General features: G+C 52.2%; 18 protein-coding genes and 1 other annotated feature. Of the genes, 16 read left to right on the top strand and 2 right to left on the bottom strand.

Features of this window, described 5'->3' with window-relative positions; genetic code table 11:
* Positions 1-16: 16 nt before the first annotated feature.
* The 12 genes from GT1_RS11165 to GT1_RS11110 all read left to right on the top strand — a co-directional run bounded on the left by GT1_RS11165 (position 17) and on the right by GT1_RS11110 (position 11,689).
* Complete coding sequence (locus tag GT1_RS11165) at positions 17-328, top strand: DUF6506 family protein (RefSeq protein ID WP_188398776.1); 312 nt, start codon at positions 17-19, stop codon at positions 326-328.
* 13 nt (positions 329-341) lie between these two features.
* Positions 342-1,025: a lipoyl(octanoyl) transferase LipB gene (gene lipB, locus GT1_RS11160; RefSeq protein WP_075757558.1), complete on the top strand. Its 684-nt coding sequence runs from the start codon at positions 342-344 to the stop codon at positions 1,023-1,025.
* On the top strand, positions 1,022-2,110 hold the full coding sequence (locus tag GT1_RS11155) for a biotin/lipoate A/B protein ligase family protein (protein WP_188398775.1): 1,089 nt from the start codon (positions 1,022-1,024) through the stop codon (positions 2,108-2,110). The genes lipB and GT1_RS11155 overlap by 4 nt, the downstream gene beginning before the upstream one ends.
* Positions 2,111-2,139: 29 nt before the next feature.
* Positions 2,140-2,559: a glycine cleavage system protein H gene (locus tag GT1_RS11150; RefSeq protein ID WP_075757560.1), complete on the top strand. Its 420-nt coding sequence runs from the start codon at positions 2,140-2,142 to the stop codon at positions 2,557-2,559.
* A 36-nt stretch (positions 2,560-2,595) separates the two neighbouring features.
* Positions 2,596-4,056 carry an FAD-binding oxidoreductase gene (locus GT1_RS11145; RefSeq protein ID WP_188398774.1) on the top strand — a complete coding sequence of 487 codons (1,461 nt, stop codon included), beginning with the start codon at positions 2,596-2,598 and terminating at the stop codon, positions 4,054-4,056.
* The gene (locus GT1_RS11140) at positions 4,053-5,222 is read left to right on the top strand and encodes a (Fe-S)-binding protein (protein ID WP_188398773.1); all 1,170 of its coding nucleotides are present in this window, start codon (positions 4,053-4,055) and stop codon (positions 5,220-5,222) included. The genes GT1_RS11145 and GT1_RS11140 overlap by 4 nt, the downstream gene beginning before the upstream one ends.
* A 28-nt stretch (positions 5,223-5,250) precedes the next feature.
* Complete coding sequence (locus tag GT1_RS11135; RefSeq protein ID WP_188398772.1) at positions 5,251-5,670, top strand: glycine cleavage system protein H; 420 nt, start codon at positions 5,251-5,253, stop codon at positions 5,668-5,670.
* On the top strand, positions 5,654-6,796 hold the full coding sequence (locus tag GT1_RS11130) for a lipoate protein ligase C-terminal domain-containing protein (protein WP_188398771.1): 1,143 nt from the start codon (positions 5,654-5,656) through the stop codon (positions 6,794-6,796). Before GT1_RS11135 ends, GT1_RS11130 begins: the two co-directional genes overlap by 17 nt.
* The gene (locus GT1_RS11125) at positions 6,780-7,865 is read left to right on the top strand and encodes an NAD(P)/FAD-dependent oxidoreductase (protein WP_188398770.1); all 1,086 of its coding nucleotides are present in this window, start codon (positions 6,780-6,782) and stop codon (positions 7,863-7,865) included. The genes GT1_RS11130 and GT1_RS11125 overlap by 17 nt, the downstream gene beginning before the upstream one ends.
* 168 nt (positions 7,866-8,033) lie before the next feature.
* A complete protein-coding gene (locus GT1_RS11120; protein ID WP_188398769.1) occupies positions 8,034-9,107 on the top strand; it encodes a radical SAM protein in 1,074 nt (357 codons plus the stop codon).
* A complete protein-coding gene (locus GT1_RS11115) occupies positions 9,100-9,984 on the top strand; it encodes a radical SAM protein (RefSeq protein ID WP_188398768.1) in 885 nt (294 codons plus the stop codon). The genes GT1_RS11120 and GT1_RS11115 overlap by 8 nt, the downstream gene beginning before the upstream one ends.
* Before the next feature lie 112 nt (positions 9,985-10,096).
* Positions 10,097-11,689, top strand: a complete 1,593-nt coding sequence (locus GT1_RS11110; RefSeq protein WP_188398767.1) for a DUF116 domain-containing protein — start codon at positions 10,097-10,099, stop codon at positions 11,687-11,689.
* Between the two features lie 77 nt (positions 11,690-11,766).
* Here the strand turns inward: GT1_RS11110 and GT1_RS11105 are convergent, their stop codons facing one another.
* Entirely contained in the window at positions 11,767-13,680 is a 1,914-nt protein-coding gene (locus tag GT1_RS11105) for a sigma 54-interacting transcriptional regulator (protein ID WP_188398766.1), read from the bottom strand.
* Between the two features lie 200 nt (positions 13,681-13,880).
* Positions 13,881-14,834 (bottom strand): NAD(P)-dependent oxidoreductase, encoded by a 954-nt coding sequence (locus GT1_RS11100; RefSeq protein ID WP_188398765.1) that lies wholly within the window; start codon positions 14,832-14,834, stop codon positions 13,881-13,883.
* A gap of 225 nt (positions 14,835-15,059) precedes the next feature.
* Here GT1_RS11100 and GT1_RS11095 point away from each other — a divergent pair, with 225 nt between their 5' ends.
* The 4 genes from GT1_RS11095 to bfr all read left to right on the top strand — a co-directional run bounded on the left by GT1_RS11095 (position 15,060) and on the right by bfr (position 19,652).
* Positions 15,060-15,530, top strand: coding sequence for a DoxX family protein (locus GT1_RS11095; RefSeq protein WP_188398764.1), 471 nt, complete (start codon positions 15,060-15,062; stop codon positions 15,528-15,530).
* Between the two features lie 174 nt (positions 15,531-15,704).
* Positions 15,705-16,000, top strand: a binding site (T-box leader).
* Between the two features lie 54 nt (positions 16,001-16,054).
* A complete protein-coding gene (locus tag GT1_RS11090; RefSeq protein WP_075757571.1) occupies positions 16,055-17,644 on the top strand; it encodes an L-lactate permease in 1,590 nt (529 codons plus the stop codon).
* An 80-nt stretch (positions 17,645-17,724) separates the two neighbouring features.
* Positions 17,725-19,071 (top strand): phenylacetate--CoA ligase family protein, encoded by a 1,347-nt coding sequence (locus GT1_RS11085; protein WP_223226187.1) that lies wholly within the window; start codon positions 17,725-17,727, stop codon positions 19,069-19,071.
* 113 nt (positions 19,072-19,184) lie between these two features.
* Entirely contained in the window at positions 19,185-19,652 is a 468-nt protein-coding gene (gene bfr, locus GT1_RS11080; protein ID WP_075757572.1) for a bacterioferritin, read from the top strand.
* Positions 19,653-20,018 lie beyond the last annotated feature (366 nt).

Raw genomic sequence — 20,018 nt, 5'->3', positions numbered from 1 at the left:
ATAGGGAGGGTATATCATGCTGAAAGCAGCCTTTATTTTTGTGGCACCGGCCGCCGACAGCCAAATCCACCGGGCCGTGGTGGCAACACCGGCGGTGGAATTGACTGTGGTGGGAGTCAGCAACTATCAGGCCGCGGTGACGGCCGCCCGGGAGCTCAGCGGGCAGGGCATTGCCGCCATTGAGTTATGCGGCGGTTTTGGCAGTGAAGGTGTGGCGGCCATTAAGCAGGCAGTAAACGGCAAAGCCGTTGTCGGGGTGGTGCGGTTTGACAATCATCCCGGACTGGAAGGCAAGAGCGGTGACGACCTCTTTCAGCGACAGGCATAAATGTCAGGGAGATATGAAAAAGCCAAAAAAAATATGCAGTCTGCTAACCCTGGGGCGGCTGGAGTATGAAGATACCTGGAAAATACAGCAGGAGACAGCCGCCGCCCGCCGCCGTGGCGATACCTGCGACACGCTCATTCTGGTGGAGCATAATCATACCATTACTGTCGGCAGGGCCGGCAGTGAGCGCAATATCCTGGCGTCAGGAAAAACGCTGCTGGAACAGGGGGTAAAAGTCATTGAAGTCGACCGGGGCGGTGACGTCACCTACCATGGGCCGGGGCAAATCGTGGGCTATCCCATTCTGGATTTGAAGGGCTACGGGCAGGACCTGCACCGCTACATCCGGCTGTTGGAGGAAGTCATTATCAAAACGCTGGCCTGTTATGGTCTGAAAGGCTACCGGGAGCCGGGACTGACAGGAGTGTGGACGGCGGCCGGCAAGATTGCCGCCATCGGGATTGGCGCCCGCAGCTGGGTGTCGATGCACGGCTTTGCGCTCAACGTTAACCCGGATATGCGGTATTTTGGCCTGATTAATCCGTGCGGCATTACCGACAGGCCGGTTGTGTCATTGCACGGCCTGGGCATTGAGGCCGGCCTGGAGGAAGTAGCGGCCTGCCTGGCCCGGCAGTTTGCCGCAGTGTTTGCGGTTACATACCGCCCAGGCCGGGTAGAGCGGAGGCTGGTTACATGAAGCTGTACCGGCTCGGGGCTATCCCGTGGGATGAGACACAGGCCATCTATCATGTGCTGGCCCAAGGCCGGCAGGAAGGGCTGGTTATCTGCCGGCCGGCAGGCCGGTGTGTCTGCCTGGGCCTGCATGATGATCTGGAGCAGGAAGTCAATCTGGAGTATTGCCGGGAACATAACATTCCCATCATCAGGCGGGATATCGGCGGCGGCATGGTGCTGCTGGCCGAGGAGCAAATCTTTTTTCAACTGGTATTACGGGCCGACAACCCGCTGTTGACCGGCCGGCGAGAAGCTTTCTTCGGGCAGCTGTTGCAGCCGGCCATCCAAACCCTGGCCGACTTTGCTATTCCGGCTGCCGTTAAGCTGCCTGCCGATATTGTTGTTAACGGCAAAAAGATATCCGGCAACGGTGCCGGCGATATTAACGGCTTTGCGGTATATACAGGCAATATTCTGCTGGCCTTTGACCGGACGGCCATGGCCAATGTCCTAAAGGTTCCCGGCAGCCGGTTCCGCGAGCAGCTCAGGCTTTCCCTGGAGCGGTATCTGACAACCATGGAGGAAGAGCTTGGCTGCCTGCCGGACTATGAGGCGGTCGAAGCGCGGTTAGTTCATCATTTTGCCGCCTGGCTGGAACTGACGCCGGCGGAATATACTGCGGCTTTAAGGGCCGGTGCCGCTAAGACGGCCAGGTATTTAACCAGCCCGGAGTTTTTACAGCTGCCCGGCAAACGGAGCAGGGTGCGCCAGGTGAAAATCAATGAGGGAACCTATGTCCGTCTGCAGCCGTTTCCCCGGTGCCTTAAGCCAACTCCTGACAGTCAAAATGCTTGCGGCAACCGGAACGGCCCCTGCGCCGGCTACGCCATCCTGGTGCTCCAAAATAATAAAATTATTGAATTTGCCCATTACGGGCCTGCCTGCCTGGAGCCCTACCGGCTGCAGCTGCTGGCGTCCTTGCTGTCTGGCTGTGCCTGGCACGAGCAGGCGGTCAAGCCGGTGGTGGCAGAGTGGCTCCGCCAGGCTGCCGGCGGCGCGCCCGGAGTCTTGCCGGCTGTCGTGGCCGACTGGATTCTGGCCAGATAGTATACGAAAGAGAAAAGGAGTGGTTTTTCGTGGCGCAGTATGAGATTCCGCAAGGACTTTACTATACAAGCGATCATGCCTGGGTAAAGGTGGAAGAAAATAAAATCCGTATCGGCATTACCGACTTTATGCAAAAATTAGCCGGGGAAATTACCTTTATCCGTATTCCCCGGGTGGGAAAAACGCTGGCGGCCGGGGCCACGCTCAGTTCCATTCAGTCCGGCAAATGGGCCGGAAAAATTCAGGTGCCGATGTCGGGAACAGTGCTGGAAGCCAATACCGAGCTGCCGGCCAATCCCAAGCTGTTGAACAGCGACAGTTATGGCGCCGGCTGGATTTGTGTCATGGAGCCCGATGATCTGGCAGCAGGGCTGCAAACTCTGATTCACGGCGATGCAGCTGATGCATTCTTCACCGAAGAACATGCCAAGTATGCCAAACCAGAGTAGACGCGCGAGCCAGCCTTGTAAGGGAGGAGGAGAATTATGGACGCTCAAACGGTGGCAAGTGTAAAGCAAATGTTTGGCGAGCGTGCTACCGACGATTTGTTCGAACGCGGCTTTTATGAGCGGGATCTGGCGCCTGTACCGGATTTTCTGGTAAAACCGGTTGCCAAAACGCTGCCGGATATTGTCGTCAGACCTAAGACTACTGAAGAAGTCGCCTCCATTGTCACGCTGGCCGCTGCCAAGCAGCTTCCGGTCACTACCAGGGCCGGAGGGTCTACCGTCTATTTCAATACGGTATGTACCCGGCAAGGCATACTTGTAGACATAAACGGTATGGACAATATATTAGCCATTGATCAAGCGAACAAGACGGTCCGGGTGGAGGCCGGGCTGACCTGGTGGCGGCTGGAACGGGCGTTAAACCGGGTGGGGCTGGCGGCCTGCTCTTATCCCAGCAGCGCCCAGGCCGCTACTGTCGGCGGCTGGCTGGTTATGATGGGATATGGATTGGGCAGCTTGCCATACGGTCCGGTAGCGGAACAGGTCCTCGCGGCCCAGGTAGTCCTGCCTGACGGCAGCGTGCGGCAATTAAGCCAAACCAGTGAACCGCCGGTTGCCTGGCTTGCCGCCTCTGAGGGAACCCTGGGTATTGTGACTGAGGTCGAACTTAAGGTGCGGTCCCAGCCGGAGAGTGATTGGCATGGCCTGGCCGAGTTTCAGAATGCTGAGCAAATGCAGGATTTTGTCGAGCAGGCGGCAGCGTTAGCCAACAAGCCCTTTAACCTGCATTTCAGCGATCCTGGCTGTAACTCACTCAGGCAGCGGCTGGGTATGGCAGACCAACGGGCGGCGCTTGCCTACACGGTGGCCTTTGACGCCGATGGCACCAAAGCCCAAACGGCTGCGGCCCGCCTGGACTATGAGCGCTGCTTGCACCAGGCGGACGGCGGCGATCTGGGGGAAGAAGAGGCCGGGCACGAATGGCAGCACCGGTTTTTTTCCTTAGTCTTAAAACGGGAGGGCCCGTCCCTCCTGGGAGCCGAGTTATGGCTGCCTATTAAAAAGCTGGCCGATTATCTGGCCGATGTGGCTGTGTTTGAAACCCGGAAACAGTTAGGGTTAAAAAGCTACGGCCATATTGTAGCACCAGGTCATGCCATGGTCATGACCATGTTTAATGCCGACGAACGCGATACCATCGGTTATCTGCAGGGGCTGGCGCTGGTAAAAAAACTGCATGATATCGGTGCCCGGCATGGCGGCCAGCCTTATGGCATCGGCCTGTGGAACACGCCGTATGTAAAGCGGTGCCAACCGCCGGCAGAGCTGGCTGCCCTGAAAAAGCGCAAACAATTGCTTGATCCCAACAATATTATGAATCCCGGCAAACGGTATGAGCCGCCCCTGCTGCTGCAGCCGGCACTGTTTGGCCTGGGAATGGATTTGCTGGCAGCCACTACCATGGTATACCAGGGAAGGCGGGGGAATAAGTCATGAGCGCAGACAGTTTTTATAAAGATTTGATCGAGGAGTCCCTGATCTGCGGCAGGTGCGGCAATTGCCGCAGTGACTGTCCGGTATACCGGGAAATCGGCTGGGAGTCGGCGGCGCCAAGGGCAAAAATTTCGCTGGCCCGTGAACTGTTTGCCCGAAATGGCGGCGGCTCAATCAGCGAGGACTATGCCAGACGGATTACCCAGTGTACGATGTGCGGCGCCTGTACCCGCGCCTGTGCGGCCAGAATTGATTTGCAGGCCTTATGGCAGGATTTGCGGACCGAACTGGTGGCTCAGGGCAAAGCGCCGGCAGCCTATACCGCGCTGGCCGGGAATTTGAAGAGCAAGAAAAATATTTCCAATTTCGCCAATGCCACCCGGCTGGACTGGGCGGAAGACCTGGAGGAGGTGCCCGGGTATCTGGACCAGGAACCGGGAGCCGACATTGTCTATTTTGTGGGCTGTGTATCCTCCTTTTTTCCCCGGGCCGCACAAATACCGGTGGCCATGGTACAGCTGCTGGAAAAGGCAAAAGTCAGTTTTACCACCCTGGGGGCGGAAGAATGGTGCTGCGGCTTTCCCCTGCTGGCCGCCGGCCAGGCGGCCGACCTTGCCGAATATGCCCGGCATAATGTCGACAAGGTGCGGCAGCTTGGTTCCGCCACCCTGGTTACCGGCTGCGCTTCCTGTTATCATGTCTGGAGCCATATCTATCCGGAGCTGTTAGGCGAAGATCTTGGTTTTAGAGTGGTTCACGCGACCGAACTGCTGGCCGAACTGTTGGCGCAGGGCAAGTTGGTTCCCCAGGCGCTAACGGCAACGGTTACCTACCATGACCCTTGTGATTTGGGCCGCAACAGCGGGATTACGGCGGCGCCGCGGCAAATTATTGCCGGTATTCCCGGCCTTAATTTCAGTGAAATGGCCACCTGCGGCGAGGAGTCCACCTGCTGTGGCGGCGGGGGGAATTTGCAGGGGGCCGACCAGACCCTGGCCGATGCCATTGCCCGGAAACGTATCCGGGAAGCGGCGGCAACCCAGGCGTCTATTGTGGTATCAGCCTGCCAGCAGTGTGAGCAGATGCTGGAAAAGGCAGCCAGGGCGGAAAAACTGCCGCTCCAGGTCATGAATGTTGCCGAACTGTTGTTAATGGCTTTGGAGGAATAAATGTCAGCTTGAGAAAGGAGCAGGGACGATGGAGGGTACCAGCCGGAATTTTCCGGAGGAACTATTGTATGACACGCATTACCAGTGGATTAAAAGAACAGGCAGCAAAATTTTATTCGGTTTGACTTCTTATGGTCTGGAGATCACCGGGGATGTATTATACTTGTCGCTGCCGCCTGCCGGTACAGCGGTGGAAGGCGGCGGTACCTGCGGCTCGCTGGAAGCGGGCAAATGGGTGGGACGCATCTATGCGCCGGCGAGCGGCAGGATAACCAATGTAAACCAGGCAGTGCTGGCCAGTCCGGCGCTTATTGGCCGCCTGCCTTACCATAGCTGGTTTGCCGAGATTGAGCTGTCCCGGCCGGAAGAGCTTAACGGTCTGATGTCGGCTGCCGGGCTGCGGTCCTGGATGGTGGAGGCGGAAAAAGCAAATGCCTGCTGCGGATAACGGCACTACTTTCCGGGTCCTGGATTCGGTGCCGCGTACCGCCGCCGAGCACATGGCTTTGGATAAGGTCATTATTGAGGCCCACAGCCGGGGGCTGATTCCCAATACCCTGCGGTTTCTGCAATTTAAGCCGTGCGCGCTGGTGGGGCTGCACCAAAACACTTTTTTAGAAGTGAATGTTCCTTATTGCCGGGAAAACGGCATTGACATCAACCGGCGAATCACCGGCGGCGGCAGTTTGTACTGGGGTCGGCTGGAATTAGGCTGGGAGCTGTATGCCGGCAAAAACACCCCCGGTATTCCCCGGCAGGTGGAGGGCATGTACCGCCTGCTGTGTGAGGCCATGGCCGCTGGGCTGCGGACAATGGGGCTGGAGGCCGCCTATCGCCCGGTGAATGATATTGAAATCAGGGGCCGGAAAATTGCCGGCACCGGCGGCACCGAGCTGGCCGGCTCTTTTGTCTTCCAGTGCAGCCTGCTGGTGGATTTTGACATTGATGAGATGCTGCGGGTATTGCGTTTTCCGCTGGAAAAACTGAGTGATAAAGCCGTTACATCCATGCGGGAGCGGGTAACCTCCCTTACCGGGCAGCTGGGTTATGTACCGCCGGACGCGGTAATCAAGCAGGCAGTGTTAACCGGCCTGCGGCAAACACTGGCCTATGAATTTGTTCCCGGCAAGCTTACTGCCCGGGAAACGGCACTGTTGGCAGCGTATTTGCCGCAGTTTGAGAGCCCGGAGTGGATTTACGGCCAAGCCGGCGCTGTGCTCAATACCGTTGACTGCACGGCCAGCTATAAGGCGCCGGGCGGTCTGATCCGGGTGCAAATGCGTCTGGATGAAGGCGCCCGGGTCATTAAATATTTGTTTATCAGCGGCGATTTCTTTGCCTATCCGGCCAGAGTCATCAATGATCTGGAAACAGCCCTGAAAAATACGCCGGCTGACAGCAGGCGGATTGCCGGCATTATCCGGGAGTTTTTCCGCAGCCACCAGGCTGAGATTCCGGGTGTTGGGCCCGAACATTTTATTGAAGCCGTATTGCTGGCTGTTGAGCAGGCCAAAGCGACGCAGCCGGTGCAGCAGAGTCCTCTGGGGGAGGTGTGCTGTGAAGCCGGCCGGTGAACACTATGACGCTGTTGTCGTCGGGGCTGGACCGGCGGGCAGCGCTGCCGCAATCCGTCTGGGCCAGGCAGGGCTCAGGGTGGCCATGCTGGAGCAGCGGCCAAGCATTGGCAGCCAGGTTCAGTGTGCCGAGTTCGTGCCTGTCGTTATGGCGCGCCATACCGTGCTCCAGGAAAGCGATATTGCCCAGCCGGTTCCGGGCATTACCACCTTTATTGGCGGCAGGCCGGCAAGTGTGCTGCGGGCGCCGGGGTATATCCTCAACCGGGGGCTGTGGGAGCAACATCAGGTTGAGCGGGCCAAAGCGGCAGGTGTCAGGGTTATGAGCGCAGCCCGGGTGACCGGCATTGACGATAAGGTGGTAACTGCAGTAACCAACGGCGTTCACACCGCCGGAATCAGTGCCCGGTATATTTTGGGCTGTGACGGTCCGCGGTCGGTTGTCGGCAAAACGCTGGGCAACGCGCCGCAGGAGCTGTGTGCCGCGCTGCAGTATGAAATGCGGTTGACCAAAGCGCTGGCAACGGCGGAAATTCATTTTGATGCCGGCTATTATGGCGGCTATGCCTGGGTGTTTCCGAAAGGCAAAACAGCCAATGTCGGGGTGGCGGTACATCATTCCTGCCAAGGCAGCCTCAAAAGTTTGCTGAAAGATTTTTGCCGCCAGCTGGCGGCCAGGCAAATTGTGCGGGCTGAAGCCGGTTTGGCCGCAACCGGCGGCCTGATACCGGCCGGCGGCCTGGTTCGCTGTGTGGCTGCCGGACAGATGCTGGTGGCCGGCGATGCCGCCGGCTGTACTCATCCCATTACCGGCGCCGGCATTATGAATGCCGTTGTCAGCGGCGGTTTGGCTGCCGGGGCGGTACTCAGGCACCTGGACAGCCGGGGGAAAGAGCCGGTTGCCGCAAGCTATGCCCGTGCGCTTGAGGCAGAGTATGGTCCCCAGTTTGCCGTTGCCTGCGACCGGCTGGTAAGCCGCAATCAGGGCTGGACAGATAACCCCGCCGAATTCACCGCCCTGATCCGGCGCAGCTGGATTGCTTTTCCGGAGTATTTTGCCCAACAGTAAGCGGGTGGTATCTATTCGGCAGCAAAGAATCTGGCAGGCAGGCGGGCAGTGCATTGACAACGCTCCAACACTGGCGTTTAACTGCCGCTTTTGCCAACACACTACCCGCCTGCACAAAGCTTTAGCACGTTGTAAATAAGTAATATTTGTATTGAGAGGAGGCCGGTCATGGATAATTCCAGCAGACGGGAAAGCCCCGATTTTGTGCAGACCAGCCTGGCCGGCGCTATGGCGCTGGGCCTGGAGCCGGGCAGTTTTTACCGCAATGCCTGTCCGGGCAGCTTAAACTTGTTAATGACTTATCAGGACGGATGCCGCGCCAATTGCAGCTACTGCGGCCTGGCCAGGGAACGGCAGGCCGAGCCGGAGGAAAACACCTTCATCAGGGTAAAATGGCCGGTATACAGCTTGGCGGCTATTATCGACATTTTACGGCAGCCGCCACCGGCGGCCGCCGGTAAAGTCAAAAAACTCGGCCGGATTTGCCTGTCGATGGTTACTCATCCCCGGGCGGCGGCTGATTGTATCGGTATGGTAACAGAACTGAGCGCCCGGACCGATTTGCCGCTCAGCGTTCTGGTATCACCCACCATCCTGCCGGCTGCAACGGCTTTTTTTGAGGCCATTAAAGCCGGTGGCGCCGACCGGGTGGGCATAGCGGTAGATGCTGCGACACCGGAGCTGTTTGCGGCTATGCGGGGGGCGGCAGTTGGCGGGCCGCACCGGTGGGCCAAGTACTGGGAGTCCATTGAGCAAGCGGTTGCCGTGTTTGGTTGTGAACAGGTCAGTGTTCACCTGATTGTCGGCTTGGGTGAAACCGAACAAGCCATGGTTCAGGCCATAGCCAGGGCCAATCAATACGGGGCGCAGGCCCATCTGTTCTCCTTTTGTCCGGAACCCGGCAGCAAGCTGGGCAGCTGTGAGCCGCCGTCCTATGGACAATACCGGCGCATTCAACTGGCGGCCTATCTTTTAAATAAACAACAAATCGGCCTGGCTGATTTTGCCTTTGATCCACAGGGGAAAATCATGAGTTATGGCAGGCGGCTGGAGGAGCTGTTAGGGGACCAGCTGGCGGCAGGCGCGCCTTTCATGACTTCAGGTTGTCCTGACCGGACCGGTTGTGTTGCCTGTAACCGGCCGTATGGAAACGAGCGCCCGGGTCCTGTTTTGCGCAACTACCCGTTTTGGCCGGAAGCGGCTGACCTGACTACTGTCAAAGGGCAGATATGGGATGAATAGTATTGCCTTTTATGCGCCAGGCGCGCGACATTACGACAATGGGTTATTTCAAAACAACGCCCACTCTTTTGCCAATATCAGCATTACCGGTTCTGAGTGCCAGTGCCGCTGCGAACACTGCCGGGGGCACCTGTTAACTACTATGTTGCCGGCGCCTGAGCCTGAACAACTGGTGCAATTGGGCAAAAAGCTGCTGGGGCGCGGCTGCCGGGGAGTGTTGATTAGCGGCGGGGCCTGCCGGGACGGCAGTGTACCGCTGGAGCCCTTTGCCGGCGCGTTAAAAGCAATGACCGGCATGGGGTTGTCTGTAGTCGTTCATCCTGGCTTGCTGACAGAAAAAACAGCCAGGCTGCTGGCCGGCGCCAATGTGACCCGGGTGGCGCTTGACCTGATTGGCGACAGTGACACCATTCGTGAGGTCTACCATCTGCCGCATACCCCGGCAGACTATCAGAACAGTCTGCGGGCCGCGCGGCTTGCCGGACTGAAGGCTTCGCCCCATATTGTTATCGGCCTGCATTACGGTAACATCCGCGGGGAATATGCCGCCCTTGACATGGTGGCGGCAGAAGGGGCGGCAAGTCTGGTGCTGGTGCTCCTCAATCCTTTGACCAATACTCCTATGCAAGGCGTATTGCCGCCGCCACCTGAACGGGTGGCCGAAGTTTTCCAAACGGCCAGGCGCTTATTGCCGCAGACCCCGCTGGCTTTGGGGTGTGCCCGGCCACCGGGACTATATGCCCGGACGGTGGAGCGGCTGGCGGTGGAAGCCGGTTTTGACGCCATTGCCTATCCGGCCCGGGAAACGGTGGATTATGTACAGTCGCTCGGCTATGAGGTTGTTTATCAGGAAACCTGCTGCGGCATTTTGCCATAGCAAACCGGGCGTATTTGCGTTAACCGCGCATTTCTCTGATTACGCCGGACAAAATTTGCAGTTCCCGGCCGTGTACTGTAGCCGGGACCGTCATTGAGGGAGGGAAACCCGGATGAAACCAGGCTGGCGGGTTATAGACACAGGCTGCCTGACGTGTTCCCAAAACATAGCATTGGATAAAGCCTTGCTGCTTGCCTGCCGCGAGCGGTTAATCCCCGATACGCTGCGTTTTTTTCAGTTTACTGCCGGTTGTGTTCTACTTGGACACTATCAGCGTGCTGAACAGGAAGTCAGGCTGGATTTCTGTCAACAACAGTCGATTGACATTAATCGCCGGCTGACAGGGGGAAACACTGTTTATTGGGATGGTTCGCTGCTGGGCTGGGCAGTGGTATTGCCGCGCGCCGGGCAGGCTGCGGCAAATCAGGCGGACACCCTGCGATACCAAATTGCTGCCGCCATCATCGAGGGATTAAGCCAACTGGGTGTAAAGGCTCAATACCAATACCCTGCAGCCATCGAAGTGGCAGGCCGTCAAATTGCCTGGTTTAGCGGCACACGGCAGGGGACGGCGTTTTTCTGTCAGGGCTATATCCGTGTCAGTGACAGTGATGTCCACACCCTGCTGCGGGCTTTGCGTATTCCTACCGAAAAGCTGGTAAACAAGGAAGTTGATTTGTTTAAACAGAGTCTTGCCAGTCTGGCTTCAGTGCTCGGTGCTCCGCCGCCGCCTGCTGTAATCAAGGCAGCAATCACCGCCGGTTTTTGCCGGATATTCCAGGTTGCCGCCTGTGAGGGAAAAATGACACCTGGGGAAGAAGCCTATTACCAAACGTCCTGTCAGGAAGTTGCTGCAAGGCAATGGGTATTCGGCAGCCGGTCGGTCTCCCGTCCAGCCGGTTATCAATTGCGAAGTACCTTGAAAGAACAGTCGCTAATTACCGTTGCTATGTCTGTGGACAGCAGCCGGCAGCGTATTGACGCTATCTCCCTAACCGGTACTTTCGAGGCCTATCCGTTAGAGGTAATATCCCGGCTGGAAAGTAATTTATTACATATTGCCGCTACCCCTGAGCAGATCAGAAATACGGTAAACGATTGTTTTCGGGAATGCCATGCTTGCATTCCAACGTTGACAGCAGACGATTTCACCAACACAATACTGAAAGCTCTGGAAAAATTGCAGTTTCTGAACTGGGGCGCCGGTCCGGCAGAACTAAATGAGCTTACTGTGGTTGGTAACTGCGCGATACAAAATATTTTTGAGCAACCGCTGACAACGCTGCTCATTCCCTATTGTGCCAAAGACACAGAGTGCAGGTATCGTTACCGGGAAGGGTGCGGGCAGTGCGGACGCTGTGATGTTGGCGACGCTTATGCACTGGCGGCTGAATACGGTTTGGCGCCCATTACTATTCAAAACTATGAGATGCTTGAGGAAAACCTGAAAGCTCTAAAACAGGCTGGCTGCAAGGTGTTTATTGGCACCTGCTGTGAAGCTTTTTGGGTAAAGCATGCCAGGGATTTTGCCGAGATCGGCTTGCCGGGTATTCTTGTTAATGTTGATAACAGTACCTGCTATGAGCTGGGACGCGAGCAGGCTGCCCGGCAGGGGCGCTTTGAAAATCAGACTAAACTAAAAAAGCAGCTTATCAGGCAGATAGTAAATGGTATGTTCAATAATCGAGATGCCTCCTACGGTTGATAAGATAAAGGCGGCTAAGTTTCAGATGGGTTACATCCTGTCTGAAACTTAGCCGCCTTGAATTTAAAGCTGCATTGTTAATTGGGTATATTATATTGACTCATTTTTCGATACAGTGTGCTGCGGGCAATTCCCAGCTGTTTGGCTGTATAGCTGATATTGCCATTGCTTTTACGCAGCAGCTCAACTATTTGCTGGCGTTCCTGTTCACTCCGGTTTTGTCTGAACATTTCTCTGGAGCGTAACAGTTCATTTGTTCTTGCCGGCGGCAGAGCGATAGTCAAAGCTGCAGGCTGGATAATCGCTTCAGGTAAATGTTCAACCCTGACGGTATCCTCATTGACAACACTGATAACCCTTTCCACAACATTTTGCAGTTCACGGACATTGCCTGGCCAATGATATTGCTGCAGCAGGGTAATTACTGCGGGGTCAACTTTCTTGATAGGTTTGCCCCACTCGCAGCCCATGGTATGCAGCATATAGTTGAATAACAGCGGGATGTCTTCCGAGCGTTCGCGCAAAGGGGGGATTTTTAGGGAGATAACATGTAAGCGATAGTATAAGTCCTGGCGAAAATTACCTTTGGCAACTTCCTGAGCCAGATTCTTGTTAGTGGCGCAAATAATTCTTACATCAACTGGAATAACTTTATTGTCTCCCATGCGGGTCAGTTTGCGTTCCTGGATTACCCGGAGCAGGGCCACCTGCAGTTCGAGCGGCGTATCGCCAATTTCATCAAGAAAAATGGTGCCGCCGGCAGCAAATTCGAATTTGCCCGGCCTGCCGCCGCGCTTGGCGCCGGTGAAGGCGCCCTCCGTGTAACCAAATAACTCACTTACTATGAGTTCCCGGGGGATGGCGCCGCAATTGACGGCCACGAAAGGTCCCTTGCATCTTGCGCTCTGATTGTGGATGGCCTGGGCAAAGACCTCTTTTCCTGTACCGCTTTCGCCCTCAATGAGAACATTGGACATTCCTGCCGCTGCCCGGGAGGCTAATTGGATGCTTGTGAGAATGGCGGGCGACTGTCCGATAATATTGTCAAACCGGAAAGTAGCCTGGGCTCCGCTTAAACGGTTGATAAGCTTATGTACTCTTTTTATCGGACGCAGGATAATAATACCGCCGGACAGCATTCCTTCATCATCCAGTATCGGTCTGCCGGAAGATAAACAGTGGAGGCGCCCCAGCTTGGTGTCGATAAAAATTTCAAAGTCATTATAGGCTGTTTGCTCTTTATAAACCTTCTCGATGAACGGCGCTTGGCTTCCCATCAACTCTTTGACAGATTTATTCAGCAGGGCGGAACCCGGCCGGTCAAAGAGCTCTTCGGTAATCCTGTTGACTTGCTTTATAATGCCGTGATCATCAATGATTAACACGCCGTCAGACATCGTGTTGAATGTATTTTCGAGACGGTTATAGGCCAGGATGATTTCACGGTTATTTTCTTTCAGTTTCAGTGTTTGGTAAGCATTTTTAGATAAAGTGTTGGCCACCAAAAAGAGCACTTTCGCGGCCGATTGGATTTTTTCCCTGCTAACAATGGGAATTTCTTTGATAGCCGCCAGATACTTATCGGTACTGACACCCAATTCCTGGGCATTTTTGCGGCAATGCTCCTCGGACGGCCTTGCAGTCAGCACCTGGCCGCCGAAAATTGTGCCAAGGACTCTGCCGTTAAGGATGATGGGGGCGGCAAAGTCAATTAACCCTGCATGGCATTGGTATACTGCCGGCTTGCCGGTTTGCATAGCTTTGGCCGCTCCCCGCATGTCATTACCCAGGCAGCGTTTTAACCCGACATCACTGGTCCGGACAATTTCCCGGCAAAAGGTGGAAAAACAACTGGGACAAGTGATGGCCTGTCCTAAATTATCCTCTATTAAACTGGCCACCCCTACGCTTAAGGCGAAGTTATCCTGAAATTCTTGTAAAAACGACAATGTAACCAGGTCTTGTAGTTTTACAGTGCTCAGTTTCGTCATTATCGGCCTCCCTTAATCATGCAAAGTTACGACCAAAGGATTTGGGCAGACATAGGTAGTACCCATTATTATTGTATAGCCAAATTATCCATTTGTCTTGGGAAAAATGAGAAATTTCTGTTTTTAACTAAATGCGCAGCAGCGGGTAGCCATACGAAAACAGGACTGCCGGTATTTTCCGGTCAGCCCTGTTTTTAGACTTAACTTACAACATTTATAGGTTTTCCCTCTATAAAAGCCTGGATGTTGCCTGCCAACAGATTAATCAGCCGCTGCCTGGCCTCAAAAGGTTTCCAGCCGATATGTGGCGTCAGGATCACATTATCCATGTCAAACAGCGGATTGGTCAGTTCCGGCGGTTCAGGGTCCTGGACATCCAGGGCGGCGCCGGCAATTTTTCCTGCCTGCAGGGCGGCAATCAAATCGGTTTCTTTGATGAGAGCTCCTCTGGAGGTATTTATGACAAAGGCCGATGGCTTCATCAGGGATAAACGGTCCTGGTTGATGAGGTGTTTGGTTTCCGGGGTGAGCGGGCAATGCAGGGAAATAAAATCACTCTGTGTAAGCAGTTCTTCCAGCGCAACAGACTGGATGCCGGGGTCGCTCCAGGATTTGGGCGTTCTATTATATACCAGGATATTCATGCCGAGAGCACGGGCAACTTTGATTACCTGCTGTCCGATAGTGCCTGAACCGATAATACCCAGGTTTTTATCCTGCAATTCGCAATGCGGCACTGCCAGGTGTTTGGTGAAATTATCGTAGTTTTTTTGTTTAAGCATAATTTGCTGCTTTGTCAGCGAAGCGCTCAGACTGAGGACAAAGGTGATGGCCAACTGGGCGACTGCCTCAGTGCTGTAACCCGGAATATTGCAGACCGTGATGCCTTTCTCTCTGGCGGCGTTCATATCAATATTGTTATACCCTGTACCTGCTTCGCAGATGAGTTTGACAGAGGGCGGGAACGCAAGAATTACTTCTCTGCCTACAGGCAGTTCTTTGGTAATGACAATGTTCTGATCCTGGACCCTGGCTACAATTTCCTGGTCGCTGCTGGCAGCATAGGTAGTGACAGTGGTCAAGTTAGCTAGCTGTGAAAAATCAAGTTTGTTGTCAAAGTCCAGTTTGGCTACATTGAGAAATACTGTTTTCATCGCTTATCCCTCCATAAGTCTGCTTAAAGTCCGTCTAAAATTCAGTATATTGTGACAATGAAAATCTGTCAACATTTGGCTGGGAGCAGGAGTGGCTGAGGATTACTATAATTTTGTCCTGAATGAGGTAAACTGTAAATAGATATTTCCGCAAAACGAAAAATGCATACGTTACCACCGGGATTGTCAGGTAAATCGCAGCAAAAATGAGGAGATGTGATTTTTATGAAGCAATTATTGCAGAAGCTTGCGCAATTTCTTTCTCAATTTCTGGATATGGCGCTTCTGGTGTTTCGCTTGGGGTTAGGTGGTATGTTTATGTGGCATGGCTGGCCGAAAATCATTGGCGGCACGGCAAAATGGGCAGGACTTGGCAAGGCGATGGGTACTTTCGGCATTGAGTTCGCGCCGGTATTCTGGGGGTTTATGGCCAGTTTTGCCGAGTTTGGCGGGGGACTTTTGTTTGCTCTGGGCTTATTCTATCGCCCGGCTTGTTTTCTGCTGGTAAGCAATATGTTTGTAGCCTTTTCCAGTCAAATGATAGATGACAAGGGATTACAGAAAGCTTCTCAGTCATTGGAAGACGGGATAAGCTTTTTCGGGGCGGCTTTTGTGGGGCCAGGCAAATACAGCCTGGATTATTATCTGGGGATTGAAGACTTTGCAAACAAGGCACATAGAATGAAACGGATATGAGGAAGGCAAGTGTTGATTTTTCGGGTAAAAAGAGCAAAGAGGAGGATGGAACAAACAGGAATTTTAAGCTTGACAAAGTACAGATGTGCTGTTATATTATACTCAATGTAAACGATTTCTGTTTAAAAAACACAAAAAACAACAAGTGGAATTACAATTGAACATATAGCTATCCTAAAGACTATGAAGAGGAGAAGTAGCATTCAATTACAGCGCAGAGAGCCGGCGGCTGGTGAAAGCCGGACTGGGGTTGAATCGTGAAGTACACCTCGGAGTTGCTAGCTGAAGATTCAGCGACTCATTTTGATGGGTTGAAGAGTTGGTAGGTGTGGCCGGAGCTTCCGCCGTTAGCAGGAAGGGGGTATCGGTAAGCAGTATGTCTTGCCCGTACTCTAGTGAGGAGGAGCCGGTAGAATGGTTTGGCGGCTCTACAAGGGTGGTATCGCGGGAATTATACTCCCGTCCCTTATTATAAGGGACGGGAGTTTTTATTTTGTAGAATTTTGCTGGAGAGAAGGGATAAAATGGAGACCTTAGTATTCACACTGCTGCCGGTTGCCGTTATTTTGGCTATGCTTATCATTTGGAAACAGGCAGCAGATATAAGCGGCATTGTCGGATGGTTAGTGATTTCCGTAGTTGCTTATTTTGTATTCCAGACAAGTGTGGAAGTAATACTGCGTTCGACAGCGGCGGGTTTTATCAGATCGTTTGCTGTCTCGCTTATTGTTGCGACCTCCTTGCTGCAGATGGCGTTTATGGAACAGACAGGGGCTCTTAAACGAATTATCATTTTTATTAAAACGATAGCCAGTGAAAACCGGGCAATTCAAATTATGCTGATTAATATTGGGTTTGGTACATTAATGGTATCGGTTGGTGCAACTCCGGTTTCATTGTTGCCGCCGATACTGTTGGCTATGGGTTATTCGACTCAGGTAGCAATCGCTTTGCCGGCAATAGGTTATGACTCTTTGTGCACGTATGCGCTATTAGGGGCCCCTATTGTTGTGTTTGTCGATATTGCCAACAGCTTTTTCGGTAAAGGGCATGAGATTACGCTGGCGCAGGCAGGAATGGCCTTTTATATGTTTTTGCCGGTAGTTTCCACATTAATAGGATTGTGTATGCTCTGGATTGTAGGACGATGGCAGGGAATCAGAGAAGGTTTATTTCCCTGCTTGCTTACCGGAGCGGTTATTGGTGTGGTTTCGTATTTCAGCAATAAATATGACAATTTGGTTGTATTGACAGGGGTATTATGTGGTATTGCCGTTATTATAGCCATGGTAATGTTGCTGCTTGCATTAGGAAAAAAGGTGTTTGATAAGAGTAAACTGAGTGCTGAAGAGATTGCGTATGAGCGTCAATATTCACTGTGGCGGGCGCTAACTCCCTGGATTATATTAGTTGCTTTTATTCTAATTTTAAATGTACCCAAAGATATGTTTAATTTCTTATATAGAGTAGTAAAGCTGCCGGTTGCCGGTATAACGGCTGATGGCAGTGCTATTGATACAAGAGCTTTATGGAATGCGTATACCTGGATTTTTGTTAGTACGATTATGTCGATACCATTTATTCGTCCTACGGGAGAACAGATTAAAAGTACTTTGCGTATCTGGTGGAAACGGGCTCCAAGACCGGTTTTTTCTGCGGCCATATTTTTTTCCATAGGCGAAATCATGAATATGTCTGGCTACAGCATGGTGACTGGAAAGTTTGAAACTGCCAGTATGGTGAAAGTGCTGGCCGATTATTCTGCATTTTATTTTCAGGATGCTTACGGGGCAGTCGTTGCTTTTATTGGTCTATTCGGCGGCTTTATTACCGGCAGTGAGGCATCCACGATCGCGATGTTTGGCAAATATACAATGACAACAGCCAAAAATCTGGATATGTCTTTAGTAGGAACAATTATTATTACGGCTGGCCTGGCTTTTGGCGGCGGTCTGGCAAGTATGATATCTCCGGCCAAATTACAAAACGCGGCAGCTTCCATTGATAAATTAGGACAGGAAAACCAGATCATTCGCACTGCTTTTATATTTTCATTAATTATGACGTTGGTTACTTCGCTGTTTGTTTTGTTGTTGCTAAAGGTAGCTGTTTGATTGTTAAGACACGATGAGATAATTGAAGACAAGGTACTCGGGATTATGTTAGTAGATTACTATGTGAGGAGAAGGATTTTATGTGTATGATATGGGACAAAGACGCCGAATGTATGGCCCGGAAACCGATGGAAGAGCTGCAGCTTGAGCGACTGCGCCAGGTAGTGCAGCGCGTATATGAAAATGTTCCTTTTTACCGGCAGGCTTTGGATAATGCAAAAGTCGGCCTTAATCACATCCGGTCATTACAGGATATAAGCTTGCTTCCTTTCACTACTAAGGATGATATTCGCAATAATTATCCGTATGGCTTATTTAGCTCACCGATGAAGAAGATTGTGCGTTTACATGCTTCTTCGGGCACTACCGGTAAGCCTACGGTTGTCGGCTATACTAAAAATGATATAGAATTATGGGCAGAGATGGTAACACGGCTTGCTGTTGCCGGCGGCGCGACCGATGATGATGTTGCGCAGGTGGCTTTTGGCTACGGTTTGTTTACAGGCGCTTTTGGCCTGCATTATGGGTTGGAACGGCTGGGGGCCGCTATCGTGCCGGCCTCTACCGGTAATACTGAACGGCAAATTATGCTGATGCAGGATTTTGGTACTACCGTGTTGGTGAGTACACCGTCCTATGCCTTATACCTTGCTGAAACAGCCTATAGTATGGGGATTGATGCGAAGTCCTTGAATGTCCGGTTAGGCTTGTTTGGGGCTGAGGGCTGTTCGGAAGAATTGCGGCAAGTCATTGAACGCATGTGGGGCATTAGTGCAGTGGAAAACTATGGTATGAGTGAACTGATCGGGCCTGGTGTTTCCGGCGAGTGTGAATGCAAGGCAGGGTTGCATATTAATGAAGATCATTTTTATCCTGAGATTATTGACCCGGTGACCGGTACGCCATTGCCTTATGGCGAAACAGGAGAATTAGTTATCACCACTATGACCAAGGAAGGCTTCCCGTTGCTGCGCTACCGTACCCGTGACATTACCAGTCTGAATCCGGAGCCTTGCAAGTGTGGCAGAACGCTGGTACGGATGAATAAAGTACAAGGGCGTACCGATGATATGCTTAAAATTCGCGGGGTTAATATCTTCCCCTCCCAAATTGAAAGTGTACTGGTGGGAATCCAGGAAATTGGACCTCACTACAATATTATAGTTCGGAAAAAAGGCTATCTGGATGACCTGGAAGTAATGGTAGAACTGGCAGATGATACGTTATTGGAGGATTTCCGCAAGCTGGAAGGCTTGCAGGATATGATTCGCCATAAGCTGCGGGTTATTCTATCCATTGATGCTACCGTGCGGCTGGTACAACCGAAGACCATTGCCCGGTCGGAAGGCAAGGCTAAACGCATCATAGACTTAAGAGATAAAGTAGACTTAGCTTCAGGTGGGGTTAAGCCATCGGATAAAAAATAAGGTGGGTTTTTACTAGGATTTGAATTAATTTTCTATTGCGCAAAGAGGATAAAAATGGTATCTTGAACATAGGGTTGAGCCTAAAATACATAACAGGAAGGAGTTTTTACCGAATGAAAGGAAATCCCCAATTGATTGAAACCTTAAATTCACTTCTTGCTGACGAACTTAGTGCAATTAACCAGTACATTGTTCATTCTGAAATGTGTGCTAACTGGGGCTACGACAAGCTCCACAATAGATTTGAGCAGCGCGCCATTTCAGAAATGAAGCATGCCGAGAAACTGATTGCAAGGATATTATTCCTTGAAGGTACCCCGATTGTTTCCAAACTAAAAGAAATCCATATTGGCAGCGACATCCCTAAGCAGCTTGAGTATGACCATGCGGCGGAAGAAGGGGCAATTGCCGCATATAATGCAGCCATAAGACTGGCAGGCGATGTCAATGATTTCGCTACCCGTGAGATTCTTGAAGAAATCCTCAATGATGAAGATCGCCATATTGACGGTATTGAGGAACTGCAAGACCAGATTTCGCATATGACATTACCAATATTCCTGACAACACAAGTAGAATAGACAAGGCTTTCGAGCTAATGCGGTGCTTTTCCTGACAAGGAAAAGCACCGTTATTTGATTTTTAGGTTGACAAAAGTCAATTCATTTGATAAATTGATATTCCCGCAAGGGACTTGTCGATGAAGATATGGATAAGCAAAAAAATAACATTTGACATAATGAAGAAGTCATGGTAATCTATAAAAGTCGCTGCGAGCGGCGGTAATAATTGGAATGAATAATAGTGTTGACATAAACAAATGAAAATGCTATTATAAACTTCTGTGATTGACCAAGCAAAACTATTAAAAGCGGTTCCCTGAAAACTGAACAATGTAAGTAATGCATCATAAAAAGCCAGATGTGCGGTGCTCAATGAGCACTTTA

The organism is Sporomusa sp. GT1, from assembly GCF_014634905.1.
Taxonomy (GTDB): domain Bacteria; phylum Bacillota; class Negativicutes; order Sporomusales; family Sporomusaceae; genus Sporomusa; species Sporomusa sphaeroides.
Note: the sequence above shows the minus strand (reverse complement) of the source record. Positions and strands in the feature narration are given on the sequence as shown.